This window comes from Rhodococcus sp. C26F (assembly GCF_053345925.1).
This window is the reverse complement of the sequence record NZ_JBKFBA010000018.1, coordinates 32,918-54,650: the sequence shown is the minus strand read 5'-3', so window position 1 is coordinate 54,650 and position 21,733 is coordinate 32,918. Positions and strand designations below refer to the sequence as shown.

Below are 21,733 nucleotides of genomic sequence, written 5' to 3'. Positions count from 1 at the left end.
CGTTCGCGGCCGACGACGCTCTCGCGGCGGCTCCGTCCCCGGAACGAGGAACACCCACGCCGAGTCGACGTGGGTGCCCTGTCACGCGGTGGAGCGGACGGGTCAGCGCAGGATCCTGCGCAGCACCAGCAATCCGACGACCGTGCCGGCCGCGATCGCCGCATACTTCTTCACCTGCGGCTGGTTCACCTTCGCGATGAGGGTCTGCTTCGTGCTCGCCACCAGATTCTTCGGGTTGGCGCGGACGCTCAGTTCGTCGAGTGTGCTCGCGAGCTGATTGCGGGCCTTCTCGATCTCCCGCTCGATGTCCTCGGTGTCCCTAGCCACGTGTCCTCCAGAAGGTCGCTGCAGTGTGCTGCGACCACGGTAATGGACGCGCGCCGGGAATGGCTGCACGGTCCACTACTGTCGCCTTCATGACCGAGAACAGCAGACTCGCCCCCGGTGATCCCGCACCCGATTTCACCCTTCCCGATGCCGACGGCAACGAGGTGTCGCTGTCGGACTATCGCGGACGCAAGGTCATCGTGTACTTCTACCCCGCCGCGAGCACCCCGGGATGCACGAAGCAGGCGTGCGACTTCCGCGACAGTCTCGCCGAGCTGAATGAGGCGGGCCTCGAGGTGCTCGGCATCTCGCCCGACAAGCCGGCCAAGCTCGCGAAGTTCCGCGACGCCGAAGAGCTGACGTTCCCCCTGCTGTCGGATCCCGAGAAGGCCACCCTCCAGGCATGGAGTGCCTTCGGCGAGAAGAAGATGTACGGCAAGACCGTCACCGGCGTCATCCGCTCGACCTTCCTCGTCGACGAGGACGGGAAGATCGAGGTCGCGCAGTACAACGTCCGCGCGACCGGGCACGTGGCGAAGCTGCGCCGCGACCTGTCCGTCTGACGCCCGGGTGCCCGGCCGGCAGCGTTATTGCGACGCCAGCGAGGTCAGCAGCAGTGCCTCGGCCACGGCGAGATTCTCGATCTCGGTGGGATCGACACTCTCGTTCGGCGCGTGGATGACGCAGCGCGGTTCCTCGACACCGATCAGGGCGATCTCGGCCCGCGGCACGGCGCGTTGCAGCGCGGTGCACAGCGGGATCGAGCCGCCCTGCCCGGCGGTCCCGACCTCCCGGCCGTAGGCGGTCTCGAGCGCGGTGCGCAGCGCGGCGTAACCCGGACCGTTCGTGGCCGCCCGGAAGGGTTCGCCGAGGACGTCGCGGTCGATGCGCAGATGCGCTCCCCACGGCACGTGCGCCTCGAGATGGGCGACGAGCGCGTCCTGGGCGGTGCGGGCGTCGATGCCGGGCGGCACGCGCAGGTTCAGGCGCGCGGACGCGCGCGGCACGACCGCCGCGGCCGATCCGACCACGGGCGGGGCGTCGATCCCGAGGACGGTCAGTGCCGGTCGCGCCCACACCGCGTCGGCGACGGTGCCGGAGGTGGGCAGCGAGACACCATCGAGCACACCCGCATCGGCGCGGAAACGGTCCTCGGGATAGGGCACACCGTCCCAGGTGGCGGTGCAGTCCAGTCCGTCGACGACGGTGTTGCCGTGCTCGTCGCGCAGGGTGCCGAGCAGATGGATCAGCGCGGCCAGCGCGTCGGGGGCCGCTCCCCCGTACATCCCGGAGTGGATCTCGCCCTTCAGCGTCTCGATGTGGACGTCGACGTTCGCGATGCCCCGCAGCGTCGTGGTGAGGGTGGGCCGGCCGACCTCGGCATTGCCGCTGTCGCCGATGACGATGAGATCGGCGTCGAACAGCTCGGGTCGTTCGGCGACGAGGTGGTCGAGGCCGGCGCCACCCATCTCCTCCGAACCCTCGATGACGATGCGGACACCGACGGGAAACGGGCCGTCCGCATGCAGCGCCCGCAGCGCGAGCAGGTGCATGACGACGTTGCCCTTGCAGTCGGCGACGCCGCGGCCGTACCAGCGCCCGTCCCGCTCGGTGAGCGTGAACGGTTCGCTGTGCCAGAGCGATTCGTCGCCGGGCGGCTGAACGTCGTAGTGACTGTAGAGCAGAACCGTCGGGGCGCCCTCCGGCGCGGGCGTGTGGCCCAGGACCGCGAGCGAACCGTCGGAGGTCTCGATCGTCTCGACGTTCTCGATTCCCGCCTCGGCGAAGGCATCCCGCACCCAGTTCGCCGCACCGACGCATTCCTCCACCGGGAACTGGCGTGGATCCGCGACGGAACGGAACGCGACGAGCTGCGCCAGGTCGTCGCGCGCGGCGGGCATCGCCTCCCGGATCCGTTCGCGGATGCGCTGCGTCGCGTCGGTGTCTGTCGCTGTCATGATCCGTCCTCCGCACGTCGGATGAGTACGTCGATTCCGTCCAGCAGTCGTTCGAGACCGAAACGGAAGTCCTGTTCGTGCCATACTGCCTCGGCCTCTGCGTCGCTCTCGTCGGGGTCGAACGCGCCGCCCTCGACCGCCGCCAGCACCGAGGGGTACTTCCCGGGGTCGAGGATGCGCCGCAGCATCGCCGGAGCGTCGGTCGGGTCGTCCGCGACGTCGGTCCCGAGCTCCCACGAGAAACGTGCGCGACCGATGGCGTAGAGCGAGATCATCGTCACCACCTGCACTTTCGCGGGTTCGTCGAGCGGCGTGGCGGACAGTGCGTCGAGTCCGGCGTCGAGCCAGAGCAGGTTGTTGGGATAATACGGCGCCGTGCGGATCGGGTACTGCGTCAACCACTTGTGCGCGCGCAGACTCCGGTACTCGGCCATCGCCCACGCGTCGAGCCGTTCCCGCCAGTCGCCGTCCGTCGGTAGTTCGGGAGGCGGCCCGATCGCGCGGTCCCACGCGAGTTCGACGAGCTGGTCCTTGTTGCTCACGTAGCGGTACAGCGACATGGTGGTGAAACCCAGCTGCTTGGCGACCCGGCTCATCGAGAGTGCTTCGAGCCCTTCGGCGCCGGCCACCTCGATCGCCGCGTCGAGGACCTGCTCGAGTGTGAGCCCCCGTCGTGGACCGCGGGTGCCGGCATCGCTCAATCCCCATGCCAGCTGCACACTCTGCGGCAGCGGATCGCCGGGCTCGGGACTGCTCATGCTCCTCCAGATTTCGGGTCTTGCCGCCATCCTAAAACTGTGTACGCTATACACATAGGTATATGGCATACACAGTTAAGGAGATGTCATGACTCGCCCCGTTCCTGCCATCGATGTCCGGGGTCTACGCAAGTCGTTCGGCCCGACCATCGTTCTCGACGGTGTCGACCTCCGGGTCGAGCCCGGATCCGTCTTCGCGCTGCTCGGAGCGAACGGCGCCGGCAAGTCCACGACCGTCCGTATCCTGACCACCCTGCTGCGCCCCGACGCGGGCACCGTCACGGTAGTCGGCCTGCCCCTTCCTGCCCGCGCCCACGCCGTGCGCGAGAACATCGCGCTCACCGGCCAGTACGCCGCGATCGACGACGTGCTCACCGGCACGGAGAACCTCCGTCTCGCCGCGCGTCTCGCGCACCTGCCGTCGGCCGCGATTCTCGGTCGCGTCCGCGACCTGATCGAACGCTTCGATCTCGGGCACGTCGCCGACCGTCGCGCCGGCACGTACTCCGGCGGCACGATGCGACGCCTCGACATCGCCATGAGTCTCGTCGCATCCCCGCAGGTGCTGTTCCTCGACGAACCCACGACCGGCCTCGACCCGCGCAGCCGCCTGGTGATGTGGGAGGCGATCCGCGAACTCGCCGACGACGGCGTCACGATCTTCCTGACCACCCAGTACCTCGAGGAGGCCGACCGGCTCGCCGACCGCATCGCCGTCCTCGACGGTGGACGGATCGTCGCCGAGGGCACACCCGACGAACTCAAGTCGCTGGTGCGCGGCGGCTATCTCGAACTGCGTTTCGCCACCGACGCCGACCTCGCCCACGCCGCGTCGGTGCTCGACGGCGAGATCGACCGGGCCGCACTGACACTGCAGGTCCACACCGACGGCGACCTGCCCCACGTCGCCGCCCTGCTCGAGCGCCTCGCCGCCGAGGCGGTGCCCGTCGAGAAGTTCGGGCTGCACTCCCCCACCCTCGACGACGTCTTCCTCACCCTCACCGGCTCCACCGACGAAACGAAGGTCGTCCGATGACACTCCTCGCGCACCCCACCCCGCTCCGCTTCGCCGCGCGCGACCACGCCGCCGTGACCGGCAGGAACCTGCGGCGGATGCTCCGCAGCCCCGACGCGCTGCTCATGGGACTCGCGCTGCCGGTCCTGCTGCTCGTGCTGTTCGTCTACGTCTTCGGCGGCGCGATCGACACGGGCACCGACTATCTCGACTACGTCGTGCCCGGTATCGTGCTGCTGTCGGCGTCCTTCGGGGCGGCGCAGACGGCCGTCGCGGTCGCCTCCGACATGCACCGCGGCATCGTCGACCGGTTCAGGTCCATGCCCATCGCCCGCTCCGCCGTGCTCACCGGGCACGTCGTCGCGAGCCTGGTCCGCAATCTCGCCAGTACCGTCGTGGTGTTCGTGGTGGCCGCGCTCATGGGATTCCGGCCCGACGCCGGTCTCCTCGAGTGGGTGGCCGCCGTGGGTGTCATCGCGTTGTTCGTCCTCGCGATCTCCGCCGTCTCGGCCGCGCTCGGGATGCTCGCAGGCAACGAGGAGGCTGCGAGCGGGTTCACCTTCTTCCTGCTCTTCCTCCCCTACGTGAGCAGCGCGTTCGTCCCGCCCGAGACGATGCCCGGATGGCTGCGCGGTTTCGCCGAGCACCAGCCGGTCACCCCGGTGATCGAGACCGTCCGGGGACTGCTCACCGGCACCGGGATCGGGTCGTCCGCGATCGTCGCGGTCGGGTGGTGCGCGGCATTCACCGCGCTCGGCCTGGTCGCCGCCACCGCACTGTTCCGGCAGCGAACCGCGCGGTGACCTGTGGCTGCCCGGTTTGTGACACTCTGACTCACATCAAGTATTCGGGAAAGCACGGACGTCCGGCTAGCCTGGGCGCGTGGAGTCAGCAACGAACGGCCGCCGCGCCCCGCGCCGGATCGNNNGGCGCTCGAGGTTCAGGCCGAGCCCCAGGAGCTCGTGCCGCGTCGGCGGCCCACCCAGGAGCGGAGCCGCCGCAAGTTCGACGCCCTGTTGGCCGCCTCGCGTGAACTGCTCACCGAAGTCGGCTTCGAGTCGTTCACCTGTGAGGAGGTCGCGTCCCGCGCAGACGTCCCCATCGGCACGCTCTACCAGTTCTTCGCCAACAAGTACGTGATCGTGTGCGAGCTCAACCGGCAGGACCTCGTCGGCGTCCAGAGCGAGCTCGCCCAGTTCAACGGCAAGATTCCGTCCGTCGACTGGTTGCGCTTCCTCAACAGCTTCGTCGACCACCTCGCCGGACTGTGGACCACCGATCCGTCCCGCCGCGAGGTGTGGCTCGCGATGCAGTCCACCCCGTCCACCCGGGCCACCGGCGCCATCCACGAACGCGAGTTCGCCGAGCAGGTCGCGCGGATGCTGGCACCGCTCACCCCGGACACCCCGCGACCGCGCCGCAAGCTCATGGCCGAGGTGCTCGTCCACATCGTGTACTCGATGCTCAACTTCTCGGTGCAGGACGACCAGACCCATGCCGACGCCGTCGTCGAACTCAAGCGCATCATGGTCGCCTATCTGCAGATCGCCGAACAGGACTCACGCGCTCAGGCCAAGCGACGCCAACGCCGCGAGGAATCCGCACGCGAACAGGCCGGCCGGCAGGACACCGAAACGGATCAGGCCGAGGAAGCTAGCGCTCCCTCGGCCTGAGTCCCCACATCTACGTACGCCGGCCGTCGACCTCGTCGAGGACGACGAACGCGCCGGCCATGTCACCGTCGTGGGTCAACGACACATGGATCCGGACGCCGGTCAGCTTCTCGGCGACCTGCCGGTGCAGCCGGATGCTCGGGCGACCCCACGCGTCCGAGACCACTTCGATCTGCTGATGGATCGTCTCCGGTAGCACCGGTGGGCTGCCGAACAGCGACGCCGACCACGCCTTGATCACCGCCTCTTTCGCCGCCCACCGGGCGGCGAAGTGCCGGGCGGGATCGGAGCTGCGGGTGTTCGCGTCGCGACGCTCACCCGGTGTGAAGTTCGCCAGCATCGTCGTTCCCGTCCGACTCAGCTGTTCCGCGAACTCCGGCACCGACACGAGGTCGAACCCGACACCCGCAACTCCCATCCCGAGACCCGTGCCTACTTGCAGCCGGGCAGACCGGAGCGGTACACGTCGTCCTCACCGAGGCGGGCCTCCGGCGAGAGCAGCATGTCCGCCTCGAGCTGACGCGTGGCCGAAGCCGGCACGTGATCGTCACCGAGACGACGATCCGCGGGCCGCTGGTAGAGCGACGCTCCACCGGTCATCGCGTCCACCAGGCGACGCTTGCCGGCAACGGTGCGCTCGGCAGCCTTCGCCAGGTAGGCCTCCCGGCGCTCCGCCGGGATCGCCTCGACGAACGCCTGCGGATGGACCACCGCGATCAGACCCGACACGTGCCCGAAGCCGAGGCTCGTGAGCAGACCCGCCTTGAGCGGGAGCTGCTCGCCGAACCGGATCGGCGTGCGCGGCCACACCAGGTGCTCGAACTCCGCCATCTTCTCGTCGACACAGTCGAGGCTGCGGTTCGGCGGAACCACACCCTGCGCGAGGACCTGGCACAGGCCGATCAGCTGGAAGGCGGCGGCGCCACCCTTGGCGTGACCGGTCAGCGACTTCTGCGAGACCACGAACATCGGGTTGCCCTCGCTGCGGCCCAGCGCACCGGCCAGACGCTCGTGCAGCTCGGCCTCGTTCGGGTCGTTCGCGGCGGTCGAGGTGTCGTGCTTGGAGATCACCGCGATGTCGTCGGCCGTGAGACCGAGCTTGCGCAGTTCCTTCGCCAGACCCGACTCGCGTCCACCGCGACCCGCACCGAGCGCACCGATGCCGGGCGCCGGGATCGAGGTGTGCACACCGTCGGCGAACGATCCGGCCCAGGCGACCACACCGAGCACCGGCAGGCCCATCTCGAGCGCGACATCGCCGCGGGCGAGCAGGACGGTGCCGCCACCGGCCGACTCGACGAATCCACCGCGACGACGGTCGTTGGCGCGGGAGAAGCGACGATCGCTGATGCCCTTGGCCTGCATGTCCTCCGACTTGGCGGTCGCGGACATGTCACCGAAGCCGACGATGCCCTCGATACCGAGATCGTCGAAGCCACCGGCGACGACCAGGTCGGCCTTGCCGAGCTTGATCTTGTCCACGCCCTCCTCGACGGAGACCGCAGCCGTAGCGCACGCCGCGACCGGGTGCACCATCGCGCCGTAGCCACCGACGTACGACTGGACGACGTGCGCGGCGATGACGTTCGGCAGGGCCTCCTGCAGGATGTCGTTCGCCCGCGACTCGCCGAGCAGCGTGTCGATGTACAGCGACCGCATCGAGGACATGCCACCCATGCCGGTGCCCTGCGTGTTGGCGACCATCGACGGGTGCACCCAGCGCAGCAGCTCGGACGGGGTGAAGCCACCGGTGAGGAAGGCATCGACCGTGGTGACGATGTTCCACAGACCCACCCGGTCCACCGAGTCCGCCATGTCGGCGGGGATGCCCCACTTGGTGACGTCGAAGCCGGTCGGGATCTGGCCGCCGACCGTGCGGGTCAGCTTCGCCTTGCGCGGCACGCGGATCTCGGTGCCGGCCTTGCGGGTGACCGTCCAGTCGCCCGACTCGGCGTCGACCGACGCGACCGTGTTCTCCGGATCGGAGTCGACGAACGCGCGGGCCTCGGCCTCGGAACCGACGACGAAGGACAGGTCCTTGTCGAGGAAGACCGAGGTCAGCAGCGGTGCCGTGTTGTCGATCATCGCACCGTCGTCGCCGTAGCGGCGGATGCCGCAACGCTCGACCACCGCGTCGTGGTAGCGGTCGGCGATCTCCGCCTCGGGCACCAGCTCACCGGTCTCGGTGTCGTAGAAGCCCGGCTTGGGATCGTTCTCCCAGCCGATCAGGCCCGTGACCCACGCCAGCTCGAGCACACCGGCGGCCGACAGTTCCTCGTCGACCTCCATCTCGAAGCGGGTGCGAGCGGAGCCGTAGGGGCCGAGCTCACCGGCACCGACGATGACGACCGTGTCGGCGAGGTCGGCGGTGACCGTGCCCCACTCGGGGGTCGGCAGTTCCTCGGCGCGCGGAGGCTCGGGCAGCGCCGCGATGGTCGCGGTGTCGTCCTCGTCCTCCTCGACGGCGTCGGCCGCCTCCTGCGCCTGCTTCGCGAGCGCCGGCAGATCGACGTCCACCTCGGACAGTCCACCGGTCAGGTCCGCGACGAGCGGAGCCTCGGCGGCGAGACGCGTGGCCTCCGGTCCGACCAGCTTCAGCAGCTCGCCGGCCATCTCGTCGGTGGACCAGGTGCGGACACCGGCGGCCTCGACGGCCTCGACCAGCGGGTCGTTGCCGCCCATCAGGCCCGTGCCGCGCACCCAGCCGATGAGGGCGTGGGCGAGGGTGACGCGCTCGGCCCAGGTGCGCTCGGCGCTCCAGCGGTTGATGATCGCGTCGAGTGCGGCCTTGGCCTCACCGTAGGCACCGTCGCCACCGAACTTGCCGCGGTTCGGCGAACCGGGCAGCACCACGTGCAGGTGGGTGTCGACGTCGCGGTCGTACCCGATCTTCGACAGTCCGGCGATCAGTCGCTCGACCGACCACAGCAGCACCCGCATCTCCATCTCGGCGCGCGCACCGGCGTCGGCGAGCGAGCCCGCCACGCGCGGCGCGGCGAACGGGAAGAGCAGCGTCGGGGTGAGCGCGTCCTTGATGAGCTTCTTCGCACCACCGGCGACCTCGACGGTCTCGGTGCCGATCCACTCGATCAGGGCGTCGACGTCGCTGTAGGACGCCATGTTCGCGGGAACCACCCACAGCGCGGCGCCGGCACGAGCGTTGCGTGCGTACAGCTCCTTGTAGAAGCCCAGGCGGCTGTCGTTCAGCGAGGACGTGGTGACGACGACCGTCGCACCGCCGGCCAGCAGCTTCGCGGCGACGGCTGCGCCGATACCGCCCTTGCTGGCGCCGGTGACCACGGCGACCTCGTCCGCGTACTCGGCACCCTCGGTGACGACGGCGGTCTCGGCGATCGCGGCGTAGGTCTGCGCGAGCTCCGTACGGCCGGCCTCCGTGGCCTTGCGGCCCCAGAACTCGGCGTGCGCAGCCACGGTCCGACCCGCACCGATGAAGCGTTCGACCGCGAGCTGCTCCCCGAGCCAGACACGGGCCAGGTCCTCACGGGCGGTGGCCCAGCGGTCGTCGATCAGGACGGCCTTGCGCTCGTCGAAGGCCGGAGCGACCAGACGCGGCCAGTCGGAGCCGAGCTCCGCGGAGACCAGGTCGACGAGTTCGTCGTCGGCCTTGTCGGCCAGGCCCGAGACCTGCTCGGTGTGGCCGAGCTGCTCGAGCACGAGACGTGCGGCACTGGCGAGAACCCCGTCGCGGCCGGTGATCTGCTCGGCGAACTCGCCGAGGGCAGCGGCGTCGACCGTCGCTCCCCCGCCGCCACCGGCGGACGGCATCGACACGGCGATTCCGCGACGCGAGGCCACCGACTGCACGGCGGCGTCGATCAGCTTGTCGACCGAAGCGGCATCCGCGAGGGCACCATCGGTCAGGCCACCCAGGTCTCCACCGCGGACGGACGAACCGTCGCGGCTGCCGAGAGCAGCTTCGGCGGTGACGTGCGACGCCCAGCCCTCGCCCAGACCCCACACCTTGGTGACGCGGTCGGCGACGTAGGCGGGACGCTTGCCCGACGGACCGAACACCTTGCGCAGGTGATCGTTGATCGAGTCCGACAGCACCGGGCCGAAGGGGCGGTAGGTGCGGGCGAGACGGTCGACCGTGCCGGCGAGGGCGCCCATGTCGGCGTCGGCGGCACCGTCGATCGCGCCGAGCGAGAGCTCGGAACCGAGGTCGACGAGCAGCTGGTTGCGGCGCGAGGACACGCCGTCGCACAGCGCCTCGATCGTGTCGGCGGGGCCGATCTGATCCGGGCGCAGCTTCGTCCACAGGGCGATGAGCACCTTGGTGGCGTCGGCGGCCTTGAACGCGATGTCGTCCGGGGTCGGGCCACCGGCCGGCGCAGCGGGAGCCGCGGCGGGTGCCGGGGCCGCAGCAGCGGCGGGAGCGGACTCGGCGGCCGGTGCGGCCGGCTCGTCGTCCTCGACCGGAGCGGGATCGGTGTCGGTCGAGTACACGATCGACGCCTCGCGCTCGATGTTGAGCACCTCGACGGGCTGACCGAAACGACCGGGCAGCTTCAGCGTCTGCGACGCGAGGTTCGCGACGGTGGGCGCGCCACCGAGGCCTACCTCGACGAACCGCTCGACACCGAGACCACCGTCGGTCTCGTCGGCGAACAGCAGGTCCTGCGTCTCGATCCAGCGCACCGGCGACGCGAACTGCCAGGCCAGCAACTCGGCGAGCACCACGCGGGTGAGCTCGACCGGCTTGGCCGACCAGCTGTCGAAGTCCGCGAGGACGTCGGCGAGCGGCTGCGACGGCACCAGGTCGGCGATCTCCTGGATGAACTCGCGGCCCAGGTTGAACGGCTTGGGCACGAGGTTCGGGATGTACCGGCCGATGAGGATGTTCGGGTCGATCTCCTGCGGCAGCAGGGCGAGCAGACGCTCACGGAAGTCGTCGACACCGCCGCGCAGCACGGTCGAGTGGAACGGCACATCGATGCCCGGGACGAGGATGAACGCGCGCTTCCCACCGAACTCGGCGACCTTGCGCTCGATCACGGACTCGAGGGCTTCGAGGCCGGCGACCGTACCGGCGATCGCGTACTGCGAACCGCGCAGGTTGAGGTTGACGATCTCCAGGAATTCCCCGGTCTCCTCGGCGACACCGGCGACGAAGGCCTGCAGATCCGCGTCGTCCACACCGAACTGCGACGGCCGGATCGCGGCCATGCGGTAGTTCGAGCGGCCGTGCTCGTCGCGCGGCACGAGAGCGTGCATCGCGGAGCCGCGCTGGAAGACCACCTCGAGGACGGCCTCGAGCGGCAGCACACCGGCGACCGCGGCGAGGGCGTTGTATTCACCCACCGAATGACCGGCCAGGAAGGCGTCGTCGACGAACGCGCCGGCCTCCTTGAGCTCGGCGATCTGCGCGACACCGAGGGTCGCCATCGCGACCTGCGTGAACTGCGTCAGGTGCAGCACGCCGTCGGGGTGCTTGTGGGTGACACCGCGGGCCTTGAGGACCGTCGGGTTGTCGCGGACCACGGCCAGGATCGAGAAGCCGAGAGCGTCGCGGGTGTGCTTGTCGGCGCGCTCCCAGATCTCGCGGGCGGCCTTCGAGCGGGCACGGGCGTCGAGGCCCATGCCGGGACGCTGGATGCCCTGGCCCGGGAAGGCGTAGACGGTCTTCGGCGCGGCGATACGGCCGGTCGCGACCATCACCAGATCACCGTCGACGCGGCAGCCGACCTCGACGACCTCGGCACCACCGTCGGTGGCGATGCGGTCGACACGCACGTCGATCTTCGCGCCCGGACGGACCATGCCCAGGAAGCGGGCGGTCCATGCCGTCAGGCGACGGACCGGCAGCTTCGCGTCCTGCTCGATTGCGGTGACGACCTGCTGGGCCGCGGCCGACAGCCACATGCCGTGGACGATCGGGCTTCCGAGACCGGCGAGCAGCGCGGCGTTGTCGGAGGTGTGGATCGGGTTGTGGTCGCCGGAGACCTTCGCGAAGGCGCTCATGTCGGTCGGCGCGACGATCACGGCGTCGCGGCGGCGACGACGCGGCGTGTCGGTGACGGCCTCGGTGAGAGCGCCACCGGCGCGGACCGGATCGGCGAGATCGGCGGTGCCGGTGCGGCCGCGGATCGCGAACCGCTCGGCCAGGGTGGCGACCACGCGGTCGCCCGAGCCGTCACCGCTGTCGGCGGTGATGACCACGTCGACCTCGACGACGCGACCCAGGTCGGTGTCGGAGACACCGGTGACCTCGGCCTTGACGCCCAGGAAGGCGGGATCGGTGGGCAGGCCGTTCTTGACGTCGATCGCGTGGTCCAGGTGGACCAGGTCGAGCATGCCCTCGATGACCGACAGGTCGGTCTCGGTGCGGGCGGCGCCCAGCGCGGCGAAGACGGCCGGCCAGCAGGCACCGACGAGGACGTCGGGCACACCGTTGCCGCTCGGCGTCAGGGTGGCGGGCAGACCCGAACCGGTGACACCGGCGTGGTCGGCGATCTTCTCCGGCAGCCAGCCGAGAGTGATGCGGGCAGCGCCCTTCTTGACCTCGGGCAGTTCCTGACCGGCGGCGACACCGAGCAGAGCGGACATCGACGCATCGGCGTCGGCCTCGGTGACGACGGGCGCGCCACCGGAGACGACCGAGGCGGGCACGGTCAGGCGGATCTCGACGGCCTTGTCGCGCACCAGCGGAACCCGCAGGCCGACGTGCTCGTCGTCGAGGATCGTCAGGGTCGCACCCGTGGGTGCGTGCGAAGCAGCGGTCTCCGACTCGACGGTCCACTCGTCCAGATCACCGAGACGGTGGATCGGGTTGCGGGTCTGGCGACCCGCCCACGAGACGTCCGGCGAGGACAGGACGGCGTCGAGCAGACCCGGCGCGATGTCGCGGTGGCGACGCGCGGGAAGCTCGACGGGCTCCGCACCCTCGGCGACGAGTTCGTCGGCCGTGGCCTTCTCGAAGCGGTCGAGGAGTTCACCGACCGGCTCGTCGACGCGGGTGATGCCGGCGACGGCAACGGTGCCGGGGATGACGCAGACCTGATCGGCGGAGTAACGCGGATCGTGGGCCTGCCACAGCGAATCCGAACGCCACCAGCGACGCACGTCCTGGTCGACGACCGGAACGAAGTTCACGGGCTTGCCGGGCGTGCGGCACAGCGACACGAAGAACGGCACGTCGGCGGGGTGCAGCACGACGTCGCCCGCGTCGGGGTACTGCGCGAGCAGCGACTTGATCGCGGCGTACGGGCGCTCGAGCACCGAGTCGTCGTCGAACAGCGTCGGGATCGGGCCCCGGCAGACGGGATGCAGGCGGGCCTCGGCACGCTGCAGCATGTTGCGGAAACGCTCACGCCACGACACGTCGAGCCACGGGCTGGTGTGCGCCTCGGCGAGGACGTCCGCCAGATCGGTGCCGCAGTCGAACTCGGCACCGTTGTCCGCGCCGACGGCCAGCTCGAGGTAGCGCTCGAGCCACTGCAGGTAGGTCATGGTGTCGAGGTCACCGAAGTACGGCTTCGCCGTTCCGTTCAGCGCCTCGATGATCTCGTCGCGGCGTGCGGCCACGGCGTCGGCGTCACCGGCGACCTCGTCGAGCAGGCGACCCGTGCGCGATGCGGCGTTGTCGATTTCGTGGATGTCGGCGCCGAGCTGGCTGCGGCCGGAGGCCATACCGCCGGTCGCGGTGCCGGCGGCGACCCAGTCGGGGGTGCCGGGGGTGTCGACGAGCAGCTGCTTGACCTCGGGAGCCGTGGTTGCCTCGAGAGTCGCCATCGCGGCGGTGCCGACGAGGATGCCGTCGAGCGGCATGGCCGGGAAGCCGTAAACGGTCGACCAGCGACCGGTCAGGTACTCGGCTGACTTCTCCGGCGTGCCGATCCCACCGCCGACGCACAGCACCAGGTTCGGGCGCGTGCGCAGCTCGGCGTAGGTGTCGAGGAGCAGGTCGTCGAGGTCCTCCCACGAGTGGTGACCACCGGCGCGGCCACCCTCGATGTGGGCGATGACCGGGTAGTCCGGGACCTCGTTGGCGATACGGATGACCGAGCGGATCTGCGCGACCGTGCCCGGCTTGAAGGCGACGTGCTCGATGCCGGCCTCACGCAGGTCGGAGATGATCTGCACGGCCTCGTCGAGCTCCGGGATACCGGCGGTGACCACGACACCGTCGAAGGGCGCACCGGCCGCGCGGGCCTTGGGCACGAGGCGCTTGCCGCCCACGTGCAGCTTCCACAGGTAGGGGTCCAGGAACATCGAGTTGAACTGGACGGCACGACCCGGCTCGAGCAGCTCGGTGAGCTCGGCGACGTGGTCGGCGAAGATCTGCTCGGTGACCTGGCCACCACCGGCGAGCTCGGCCCAGTGGCCGGCGTTCGCGGCGGCGGCGACGATCTTCGGATCGACGGTCGTGGGGGTCATGCCCGCGAGCAGGATCGGCGAGCGGCCCGTCAGGCGGGTGAAGGCCGTCTCGACGGCGATGCGGCCGTCGGGCAGCGCGACCGGCTTCGGAGCGAACTCCGACCAGGCACGCGGAACCTCGGGCTCGGCGCCCGGGGTGAGGAGGTTGCGCTGACCGCCGCGGGTCGCGGCGGCGATGATGCCGACGCCCTGACCACGCAGGCCCGAGCTGGTCATACGGGTGAGGAGCTCACCCGGACCGAGGTCGAGGATCCACGAGGCGCCGGATGCAACTGCGGAGTCGACCTGCTCGACCCAGTCGATCGGGGAGACGAGGATGGCCTGCGCGAGGCTGCGCGCAAGCTCGGCGTCGAGCTCGCAACGGGCGGCCCAGTCGGCGACCTGCTCCACGGCGTCCGCGAAGGCGGGATGATGGAAGCCGACCTCGGCCGCGACGGGCTCGAAGGTCGGGGAGAACACGGCGCCACCGCGCTTCTTGGCCTCACGCTCGCGGGTCTCCGCGGCGGAGATCTGCTCGCAGCGCTGCTGCACGCGCTCGAGAGCGGTGGGCGGGCCCGACAGCACGACGCGACGACGGGCGTTGCGGATCGCGACGACGGCGCTGCGCTCGGGGTCCTGGCCCTCGAAGACCTCGGCGACGATCGCGCGCAGGCGCTCGGGGTCGACGTTGGCGACGGCGAGCATCGGGTACTTGCCGGCGCCGGAGATCAGGCCGCGGCGGCGACCGACGAGGGTCGCGGCGGCACCGATGAGCTGCGCGATCGCGAGGATCTCGGCATCCTTGCGGCCGGCGGCGGCGACGGACTCGACGGCGAGGACGCCCTGCGAGTGGCCGATGACCGCGCTCGGCGCGACGGAGTCGATGTCGAGGCCCTGGTTCGCGAGCGCGCGCAGCGCGGCGACCTGGGTGAGGAAGACGCCGGGAAGCGACACGGCGGCAGAGGTGAGAGCTGCTTCGGAGGGGCCGGCGGGCGCGTCGTCCTCGTCGGCGAGTTCGGCCTCGAGGATCCACGCGACGGGGTCGAAGCCCGTCGGGCGGACCACGACGAGGTCGCTCGCGACCGGGGCGAGGTGCGCGGTGGCGCGGTTGACCAGGTCGGTGAGGACCGGTTCGAGTCCGTTGTCGCGGCTGAGCTCCTCGAGCGAGGTGAGCCAGGGGGCTCCCTGGCCACCGAATGCGAGCGCGTAGGGCTCACCCGCGAGGAGCTTGTCGACCAGGGCACGGGCCGGAGCGGCTGCCGTGGACCGATCGGTGGTGCGTCGTGATGCCTTCGAGTTCCGTCCGTTGTCGCCTGGTGTGGTCTCGTCGATCGTCACGCGTGTGGTTCCTCTCCTGAACACCCCGGCGTCGAGGCTTCGTGTGTCAGCGCTGCGCGCCGGTGTGCTGCTGGACTAGTGGTCCGCTGTTCGGGCACGCCCAGGTTCGCACAAAATCATGAGGGGTTCCTCATGTTTTGTTTCGCGCAGTTTGCCCGGCGCCTCCCCACCAGTGATTTCCCTCACACGACTGCTCAAAAGTAACTGGTCGGTAACCCGAATCACTCCTGGCTGCGTCGATGCATGGACGTCCATGAACCCGAGGAATCCCTCACGTTTTTCGTTATCAAATCGTTACCTATTGACGGACGTAGCGGATCGTGCATCGCAAGATCGAAACGTGTCGGTGCCCGCAATTAATCTTCGATCGGATCGAACAGACATTCGATGGGGGCAGGGATGAAGTACACACGGGAAATACTCGAAGAGGCTGTAGCGGAGTCTGTCAGCGTGGCGGGGGTGCTGCGATATCTCGGGATACAAGCAACCGGGGGCGCGCATGCGCACATCAGCCGCCGAATTCGCAGACTCGGTATCGATACGTCTCATTTCACCGGACAGGCCCACCAGAAGGGCCGACCACCGAGAAACCGACTCGCATGGACCGAAATTCTCACCCTCAAGCCGGTCGGATCCAATCGACAGTCCCCGAAACAGTTGCGTCGCGCACTCGTCGAGTCGGGACGTCCCCACAAATGCGAGGGATGCGGAATCGAGCCGATGTGGTGCGGAGCGCCTTTGACGTTCCACGTCGACCATATCGATGGCAATCCCCACGATTCCCGACCGCACAACGTCCGCTTTCTCTGCCCGAACTGCCATAGCCAGACGCCCACCTGGGCCGGGCGACGCCAGTTCACCTTCGGCGAGGAGGACCAACTCGCGTGACGTATTGTGTCCGTGACGCGCGAGTGGCGTAATTCGGCAGCCGCGCCAGGTTTAGGTCCTGGTGTCCTTACGGACGTGGGGGTTCGAGTCCCCCCTCGCGCACCACGTGACCTCACCCACGGTGCACCGACCGGTCTTGGCAGGTCGGTGCACCGTTCGGGTACCGTCGAGGGCGTGTCCGAGCATCGCCCTCCCCGCCGGTTGGCCCTGATCATCCTGGTCCTGGTGGCCGCGGCCGGATGCCTCGGCCTCGGTTACTGGCAGTGGGTCCGGTTCGAAGCGGTCGGCGGCACCTACCAGAATCTCGGCTACGCCCTCCAGTGGCCGGCCTTCGCCTTCTTCTGCGTCTACGCCTACCGGCGCTTCGTCCGCCTCGAGGCCGAGGAGCAGGAAGCCGAGAGCACCGGCGGACGACGCCCGTCCGAGCCGGACGAGCCCACCGAGATCCCCGAGGATCTCCTTCCCACCCGTCCGCGCACGCTCGCCGAGGCACGCGAGCAGGAAACCGCGGATCCCGACGCACGACAGATCAACGAGTACAACGAGTACCTCGCGCAACTCGCGCGCAGGTCCGATAGGAGCGCTCAGTGAGCACGACCCCCGAGCAGGCGTCCGGCCAGGCCACCACGCCGCGCGTCGTAAGTGAGGCCGACCGGAAGAAGATCCGGTCCGCTCTGCTGCGTTACCGCGTGCTCGCCTACGCGACCGGTATCTGGCTGCTGATCCTCACCGGTGAGATGGTCGCCAAGTACATCATCGGTGTCGAGAACGTGCCGGCCTGGATCGCGATCGTGCACGGCTGGGTGTACGCGGTGTACCTGGTCCTCACCTTCGACCTGTCGATCAAGGTGCGCTGGCCGATCGCCCGGACGGTGTGGACGCTCCTGGCGGGCACCATCCCGTTCCTGTCCTTCTTCGTCGAGCACAAGCGCACTCAGCAGGTGAAGGCCGACTTCGGCGTCTGAGCCGGCAACCTCCGCGAACACGAATCGGGCGGATCCTTTCGAAGGATCCGCCCGATTTCGTTGTGCCCGTGTGCGCGCTCAGCGTCGCGGCAGGCGCACCACCTGGACGAAGAACTCGTCGATCTGGCGCACCGCGCGGATGAACTGGTCGAGGTCGACCGGCTTCGTCACGTACGCGTTGGCGTGCAGCTTGTAGCTGCGGAGGATGTCCTCCTCCGCTGCCGAGGTGGTAAGGACGACGACGGGGATGTCGGTGAGGTCGGTGTCGGACTTGACCTGCTCGAGGACCTGCCGTCCGTCGTACTTGGGCAGGTTCAGGTCGAGGAGGATCAGGTCGGGCCGGGGGGCGTTCTCGTACTCTCCGCGCCGGTAGAGGAAGTCGAGTGCCTCCTCGCCGTCGCGGACCACGTGAAGGGTGTTTCCGATCTTGTTGTCCTCGAACGCTTCGCGCGTCATCAATTCGTCGCCGGGGTCGTCCTCGACGAGGAGGACGTCGATCGGCCGCCCGGAAACGCTCATGCAGATGCCCCTTTCAGAGCGACTTCGGTTGCAGACATGTCGTCGCCTGCCTTGGGAATCGTAAAGCAGAATCGACTGCCGTCCCGATACTGCGGGTCGAGCCAGATCTCTCCGCCGTGGTATTCGACGATCTTGCGGCAGATGGCCAGGCCGATGCCGGTGCCGGTGTACACGTCCCGGCCGTGCAGCCTCTGGAAGATCACGAAGACCTTGTCGGCGAACTCCTCGGCGATACCGATGCCGTTGTCCTGCACGGAGAATCGCCAGAACTCGTCGTCCCCGTCGACGATCTCCTCGCAGTCGACACGGATCTCCACGGGCCGGTCTTCTTGGCGGAACTTGATCGCGTTTCCGATCAGGTTCTGCCACAACATGATCATCAGTGTGGGATCGCCCACGATCGTCGGCAGGGACTCGGGCCGGGTGATCTTCGCCCCGGATTCCTCGACCGCCTGGGAGATGTTCGTCAGGGCCGCGTCGAGGGTCACGTCCAGTTCGGTGCGGACGTGCGCGTCGCTGACGCGTCCGACGCGGGAAAAGGTCAGCAGGTCGTTGATGAGCACCTGCATGCGCTTCGCGCCGTCGACCGCGAAGGCGATGTACTGGGTGCCGCGTTCGTCGAGCTTGTCGCCGTAGCGCTTCTCGAGGAGCTGACAGAAGGACGCGACCTTGCGCAGCGGCTCCTGCAGGTCGTGGGAGGCGACGTAGGCGAACTGTTCGAGTTCGGAGTTCGAGCGCCGCAGTTCCGTTGTCTGATTCTCGAGTTGCTCCTCACGCTCGTGCGCGACCTGCAGTTCGCGCACGATCCGCTCACGCATGTCCTCGACGTCGCGGCCCAGCGCATAGATGTCGGCGGGGCCCTGCGGCTCGATCTCGCGCTCGAAGTTCTGGCCCGCGACGACGCTGCGCGATGCCTGTCGCAGACGCTGGATCGGACGGACCACGATCATCTGGAGCAGGACTGCCAGGCCCACGCCGGCGAGCAGGAAAACCACGACCATGCCGGCAAGGATGCGGTCGCGCGTCGTGCGGATGTCCTCGAGTGTGGCAATGCCCTCCGCTCGGGCCTGTGACAGGTCTGCGTTCTGGACCTCGAACGCTTCACGAATCCGGTCGAATGCAATGCGACCTGCATCGACGGCAACCGGGTCGACGAACTGTGGTTCTCCGGGAACCACGGCGGAGACGAGCGGCTCTGCGTACACCCGACGCCATTCCGCGGCGTGCGCTTCGATCGACTCGAGGTCGGCGAGCAGTTTCTCGTCGTCTCCCACGAGTGCACGCAACTCGGCCGCGGCGGCCGATTCCTCACGTCGTCCCTGTTCGTACGGACCGAGAAAGTCGCGATCGGCAGCAAGGATGTATCCCCGTGCACCGGTTTCCTGGTTCAGGAGCGCACCCTGGAGTCGGTACGCCTCTGCCCGTGCGGGCTGGATACGGTCCCGCACGTAGTTGGAGACCTCGGTGGTCTCACGGAGGTAGTGACTGCCGACGACCGTACCGACGATCACCAGAAGCCCCATCACGCTCAGTACGAGCAGGAACCATGCCTGGACCGTCATCCTGCGAGACGGTGGGCGACGCACGTCCCCCGTCTCCGCCGTTGCGTCGCTGTTCGTCATGCGGTGATGATCACTTCCTGTTCCATTGCACGTGGACGACTGCCACGTCGTCGGACAGCCCTCCCCTACTGTCCGCGAGTTTCTCGGCACCGTCGATGAGCGAGTCGGTGAACTCGGCAGCCGGCAGATGGGCGCGTTCGCGCGCGAGCTCGAGGAGTCCTTCCTCACCGAGTCGTTCCGGGCCGTCGCCCCGATGACCCTCGAACAATCCGTCGGTGAACAACACGATCGCGCCGTCCTCGGGCAGATCCAACTCGTGGACGGGCCAGGTGGCCACTCCCGGCACCAGGCCGAGAGCGGGACCACCGGGCGCTTCGATCCAGTCGATGGTTCCGCCGTGGCGGAGCAGCAGCCCGGGATGACCGGCCCGCATGACCTCGACGGTGCTGCGGTCGGCACACATCGTGAGGTTCGTCATCGACGCGAAGAAACGACTCTCCGTGCGCTCGGCGACGAGCAGTTCCTCGAGTTGGTGCAAGCGGCGGGGACCGTCTACCCCGCTGAGCACGAGCGTGCGCCACGCGATGCGCAGGCCCACGCCGAGGGCTGCCTCGTCGGGGCCGTGACCGGAGACGTCGCCGATGAGGACGTGGACGGTGCCGTCGCCGGTCTGCACGACGTCGTAGAAGTCGCCGCCGAGAAGAGCGGACGACCGGCCGGGTCGGTAACGGGCGACGACGTCGAAGTCCTGCCCGTCGCGCAGGAGCGGGGACGGGAGCAGGCCGCGTTCGAGTCGGGCGTTCTCCTGCGCGTGAAGCTGGCTCGCCTGGAGTTCCGCCGCCGCGATCTCGGTCTGCTTTCGCTGGATGGCGTAGCGGACGGCGCGGCCGAACAGATCGGGTTCGACGCGTCCCTTGACGAGATAGTCCTGGGCGCCGACGGACAGCGCGGCGAGGCCGGTCTGTTCCTCCGCGAGGCCGGTGAGGACGACGATGGGGACGGAATCGGTGATCTCCTGGATGCGGGCGACGGCTTCGAGGCCGCTCGCATCGGGCAGGTGGAGGTCGAGAAGTACGCAGTCGGGAGCCGATGTGGCGAGTTCGTCGCGGGCCTGCGCAAGTGTCTGCACCCACACGACGGTCATCTCGGGGGCACTGTCGACGACGAGTTCCTCCACGATGAGCGCGTCGCCCGGATCGTCCTCGATGAGGAGCAACGACGGTGGTTCGACCGACTCGCTCTGCGCTCGGTGCATGTCCACTCGGCGCCCCTCCCTCCCTGCTCGAAAGGGAACATTACAGACTCGACGACAGCATGGTCACAGGGTGGTCACGGCGGGTCGCGGCCACGGCCGACGGACCGATGTGTGCATCTATCGGCACGATCTTGCATGATGGCAAGGTGAACGATCCCATGACCGCGCATCCGCATATGACTGTTTCCACGACCCGTAACGGCTCCGTGGCCGTACTGTCCGTCAACGGCGAAGTCGACATGACGAGTGCCCCGCTCCTCGAGCAGGAAGCCCTCGCACTCCTCGACACCGACATCTCCGGACTTATCGTCGACCTCAGCGGGGTTGATTTCCTCGCTTCGATGGGTATCGCTCTGTTGGTCGAGTTGTCCAAGCGAGCCGGCGACAACACCGGTTTCGCCGTCGTGGCACATGGCAGCGCCACGGCACGCCCGCTCGAACTCCTCGGCCTCGGAGAGGTCCTGGCGATCCATCCGAAGCTCGACGACGCGCTCGTCGGCCTCGGTAACTCGCCGGAAGGCGTCTCCGAGTAGACCGCCGTACCCGACGAACCGAGGAGCCATGTCGTCTGCGCCCGAGGAGTCAGCTTTGATCTTTCCCGACGAGATCCGTTCGTCGGGTGTGCGAGCCGACCCGACCGAGATTGCAGGCCTGCGGGTCGTCACGAGGCGGTGGCTGGCGAAGCTCCCCCTCAGCGAGGACCAACGACAGGACATACTGCTCGCGAGCTACGAAGCGCTCGCGAATGCCGTCGAGCACGCCTATGCGCCGGACGATGCGCACGGCACGCTCGACTACGAGGCGGCGTACCTGCCCGACGAGGGTGAGGTGGTCGTGCGGGTCGTCGACCACGGCTCCTGGCACGACGCCGTCGACAGCGACGCCCGACGTTCACGCGGTCACGGGCTGATGCTGATCCGCAATCTGGCCAGCGACGTCCAGGTCTCGGCCGGCCCGAAGGGCACGGTCGTCGAGATGCGCTGGGTCCTCGACGAGACGGACAGGGCTGAGGACGACAGGGCAGGGGACGAACTCTCGTCCCACGACGCGAGCTGATCTGCGCGGTAGGCGCGCGTCGCGAGTTCCCGATCGAAGCGGC

17 protein-coding genes and 1 tRNA gene are annotated in these 21,733 nt (G+C 68.8%); 10 read left to right on the top strand and 8 right to left on the bottom strand.

Annotation, left to right across the window (positions count from 1 at the left end; genetic code table 11):
• Nucleotides 1–102: 102 nt before the first annotated feature.
• Entirely contained in the window at nt 103–327 is a 225-nt protein-coding gene (locus ACLBYD_RS18210; RefSeq protein ID WP_060651180.1) for a DUF3618 domain-containing protein, read from the bottom strand.
• 89 nt (nt 328–416) lie between these two features.
• Between ACLBYD_RS18210 and bcp the strand changes: the two genes are divergently transcribed.
• Entirely contained in the window at nt 417–890 is a 474-nt protein-coding gene (gene bcp, locus ACLBYD_RS18205) for a thioredoxin-dependent thiol peroxidase (protein ID WP_447817536.1), read from the top strand.
• A 24-nt stretch (nt 891–914) separates the two neighbouring features.
• Here bcp and ACLBYD_RS18200 read toward each other — a convergent pair whose 3' ends face one another.
• Together ACLBYD_RS18200 and ACLBYD_RS18195 are read right to left on the bottom strand one after the other, a co-directional pair.
• Nucleotides 915–2,285 (bottom strand): M20/M25/M40 family metallo-hydrolase, encoded by a 1,371-nt coding sequence (locus ACLBYD_RS18200; RefSeq protein WP_447817535.1) that lies wholly within the window; start codon nt 2,283–2,285, stop codon nt 915–917.
• Entirely contained in the window at nt 2,282–3,043 is a 762-nt protein-coding gene (locus tag ACLBYD_RS18195; RefSeq protein ID WP_447817534.1) for a TetR/AcrR family transcriptional regulator, read from the bottom strand. The genes ACLBYD_RS18200 and ACLBYD_RS18195 overlap by 4 nt, the downstream gene beginning before the upstream one ends.
• A gap of 88 nt (nt 3,044–3,131) precedes the next feature.
• Between ACLBYD_RS18195 and ACLBYD_RS18190 the strand changes: the two genes are divergently transcribed.
• The 3 genes from ACLBYD_RS18190 (at nt 3,132) to ACLBYD_RS18180 (ending at nt 5,731) form a co-directional block, all read left to right on the top strand.
• Complete coding sequence (locus ACLBYD_RS18190) at nt 3,132–4,079, top strand: ATP-binding cassette domain-containing protein (RefSeq protein WP_447817533.1); 948 nt, start codon at nt 3,132–3,134, stop codon at nt 4,077–4,079.
• Entirely contained in the window at nt 4,076–4,861 is a 786-nt protein-coding gene (locus ACLBYD_RS18185) for an ABC transporter permease (RefSeq protein ID WP_447817532.1), read from the top strand. The genes ACLBYD_RS18190 and ACLBYD_RS18185 overlap by 4 nt, the downstream gene beginning before the upstream one ends.
• A 159-nt stretch (nt 4,862–5,020) precedes the next feature.
• On the top strand, nt 5,021–5,731 hold the full coding sequence (locus ACLBYD_RS18180) for a TetR/AcrR family transcriptional regulator (protein WP_447817530.1): 711 nt from the start codon (nt 5,021–5,023) through the stop codon (nt 5,729–5,731).
• A gap of 10 nt (nt 5,732–5,741) precedes the next feature.
• On the opposite strand, the gene acpS is transcribed toward ACLBYD_RS18180, so the two are convergent.
• A complete protein-coding gene (acpS, locus tag ACLBYD_RS18175) occupies nt 5,742–6,149 on the bottom strand; it encodes a holo-ACP synthase AcpS (RefSeq protein WP_019288997.1) in 408 nt (135 codons plus the stop codon).
• 14 nt (nt 6,150–6,163) lie between these two features.
• Nucleotides 6,164–15,445 (bottom strand): fatty acid synthase subunit beta domain-containing protein, encoded by a 9,282-nt coding sequence (locus ACLBYD_RS18170; protein ID WP_447817529.1) that lies wholly within the window; start codon nt 15,443–15,445, stop codon nt 6,164–6,166.
• Between the two features lie 399 nt (nt 15,446–15,844).
• Between ACLBYD_RS18170 and ACLBYD_RS18165 the strand changes: the two genes are divergently transcribed.
• From ACLBYD_RS18165 to ACLBYD_RS18150, 4 genes are all read left to right on the top strand, one after another.
• Nucleotides 15,845–16,333 (top strand): HNH endonuclease signature motif containing protein, encoded by a 489-nt coding sequence (locus ACLBYD_RS18165; protein WP_447817573.1) that lies wholly within the window; start codon nt 15,845–15,847, stop codon nt 16,331–16,333.
• 17 nt (nt 16,334–16,350) lie between these two features.
• Nucleotides 16,351–16,438 (top strand) — tRNA-Leu (locus tag ACLBYD_RS18160).
• A gap of 69 nt (nt 16,439–16,507) precedes the next feature.
• Nucleotides 16,508–16,924 carry a transcriptional regulator gene (locus ACLBYD_RS18155; protein ID WP_447817528.1) on the top strand — a complete coding sequence of 139 codons (417 nt, stop codon included), beginning with the start codon at nt 16,508–16,510 and terminating at the stop codon, nt 16,922–16,924.
• Entirely contained in the window at nt 16,921–17,298 is a 378-nt protein-coding gene (locus ACLBYD_RS18150; RefSeq protein WP_006554752.1) for a DUF3817 domain-containing protein, read from the top strand. Before ACLBYD_RS18155 ends, ACLBYD_RS18150 begins: the two co-directional genes overlap by 4 nt.
• Before the next feature lie 78 nt (nt 17,299–17,376).
• Here the strand turns inward: ACLBYD_RS18150 and ACLBYD_RS18145 are convergent, their stop codons facing one another.
• The 3 genes from ACLBYD_RS18145 to ACLBYD_RS18135 form a co-directional block, all read right to left on the bottom strand.
• A complete protein-coding gene (locus ACLBYD_RS18145; RefSeq protein WP_016693400.1) occupies nt 17,377–17,817 on the bottom strand; it encodes a response regulator in 441 nt (146 codons plus the stop codon).
• Complete coding sequence (locus tag ACLBYD_RS18140; RefSeq protein ID WP_447817572.1) at nt 17,814–19,379, bottom strand: sensor histidine kinase; 1,566 nt, start codon at nt 19,377–19,379, stop codon at nt 17,814–17,816. Before ACLBYD_RS18140 ends, ACLBYD_RS18145 begins: the two co-directional genes overlap by 4 nt.
• Nucleotides 19,380–19,449: 70 nt before the next feature.
• Nucleotides 19,450–20,634, bottom strand: a complete 1,185-nt coding sequence (locus ACLBYD_RS18135; RefSeq protein ID WP_447817571.1) for a PP2C family protein-serine/threonine phosphatase — start codon at nt 20,632–20,634, stop codon at nt 19,450–19,452.
• Nucleotides 20,635–20,792: 158 nt separating this feature from the next.
• Here ACLBYD_RS18135 and ACLBYD_RS18130 point away from each other — a divergent pair, with 158 nt between their 5' ends.
• Complete coding sequence (locus tag ACLBYD_RS18130; RefSeq protein ID WP_194293734.1) at nt 20,793–21,167, top strand: STAS domain-containing protein; 375 nt, start codon at nt 20,793–20,795, stop codon at nt 21,165–21,167.
• A 28-nt stretch (nt 21,168–21,195) separates the two neighbouring features.
• Nucleotides 21,196–21,690, top strand: a complete 495-nt coding sequence (locus ACLBYD_RS18125) for an ATP-binding protein (RefSeq protein WP_447817527.1) — start codon at nt 21,196–21,198, stop codon at nt 21,688–21,690.
• Nucleotides 21,691–21,733 lie beyond the last annotated feature (43 nt).

Coding starts and splice junctions, on each gene's coding strand:
- ACLBYD_RS18185 (WP_447817532.1), top strand. CDS start 4,076: ATGACACTCCTCGCGCACCCCACCCCGCTCCGCTTCGCCGCGCGCGAC.
- bcp (WP_447817536.1), top strand. CDS start 417: ATGACCGAGAACAGCAGACTCGCCCCCGGTGATCCCGCACCCGATTTC.
- ACLBYD_RS18140 (WP_447817572.1), bottom strand. CDS start 19,379: ATGACGGTCCAGGCATGGTTCCTGCTCGTACTGAGCGTGATGGGGCTT.
- ACLBYD_RS18130 (WP_194293734.1), top strand. CDS start 20,793: ATGACCGCGCATCCGCATATGACTGTTTCCACGACCCGTAACGGCTCC.
- ACLBYD_RS18190 (WP_447817533.1), top strand. CDS start 3,132: ATGACTCGCCCCGTTCCTGCCATCGATGTCCGGGGTCTACGCAAGTCG.
- ACLBYD_RS18165 (WP_447817573.1), top strand. CDS start 15,845: ATGAAGTACACACGGGAAATACTCGAAGAGGCTGTAGCGGAGTCTGTC.
- ACLBYD_RS18125 (WP_447817527.1), top strand. CDS start 21,196: ATGTCGTCTGCGCCCGAGGAGTCAGCTTTGATCTTTCCCGACGAGATC.
- ACLBYD_RS18195 (WP_447817534.1), bottom strand. CDS start 3,043: ATGAGCAGTCCCGAGCCCGGCGATCCGCTGCCGCAGAGTGTGCAGCTG.
- ACLBYD_RS18145 (WP_016693400.1), bottom strand. CDS start 17,817: ATGAGCGTTTCCGGGCGGCCGATCGACGTCCTCCTCGTCGAGGACGAC.
- ACLBYD_RS18200 (WP_447817535.1), bottom strand. CDS start 2,285: ATGACAGCGACAGACACCGACGCGACGCAGCGCATCCGCGAACGGATC.
- ACLBYD_RS18135 (WP_447817571.1), bottom strand. CDS start 20,634: ATGCACCGAGCGCAGAGCGAGTCGGTCGAACCACCGTCGTTGCTCCTC.
- acpS (WP_019288997.1), bottom strand. CDS start 6,149: ATGGGAGTTGCGGGTGTCGGGTTCGACCTCGTGTCGGTGCCGGAGTTC.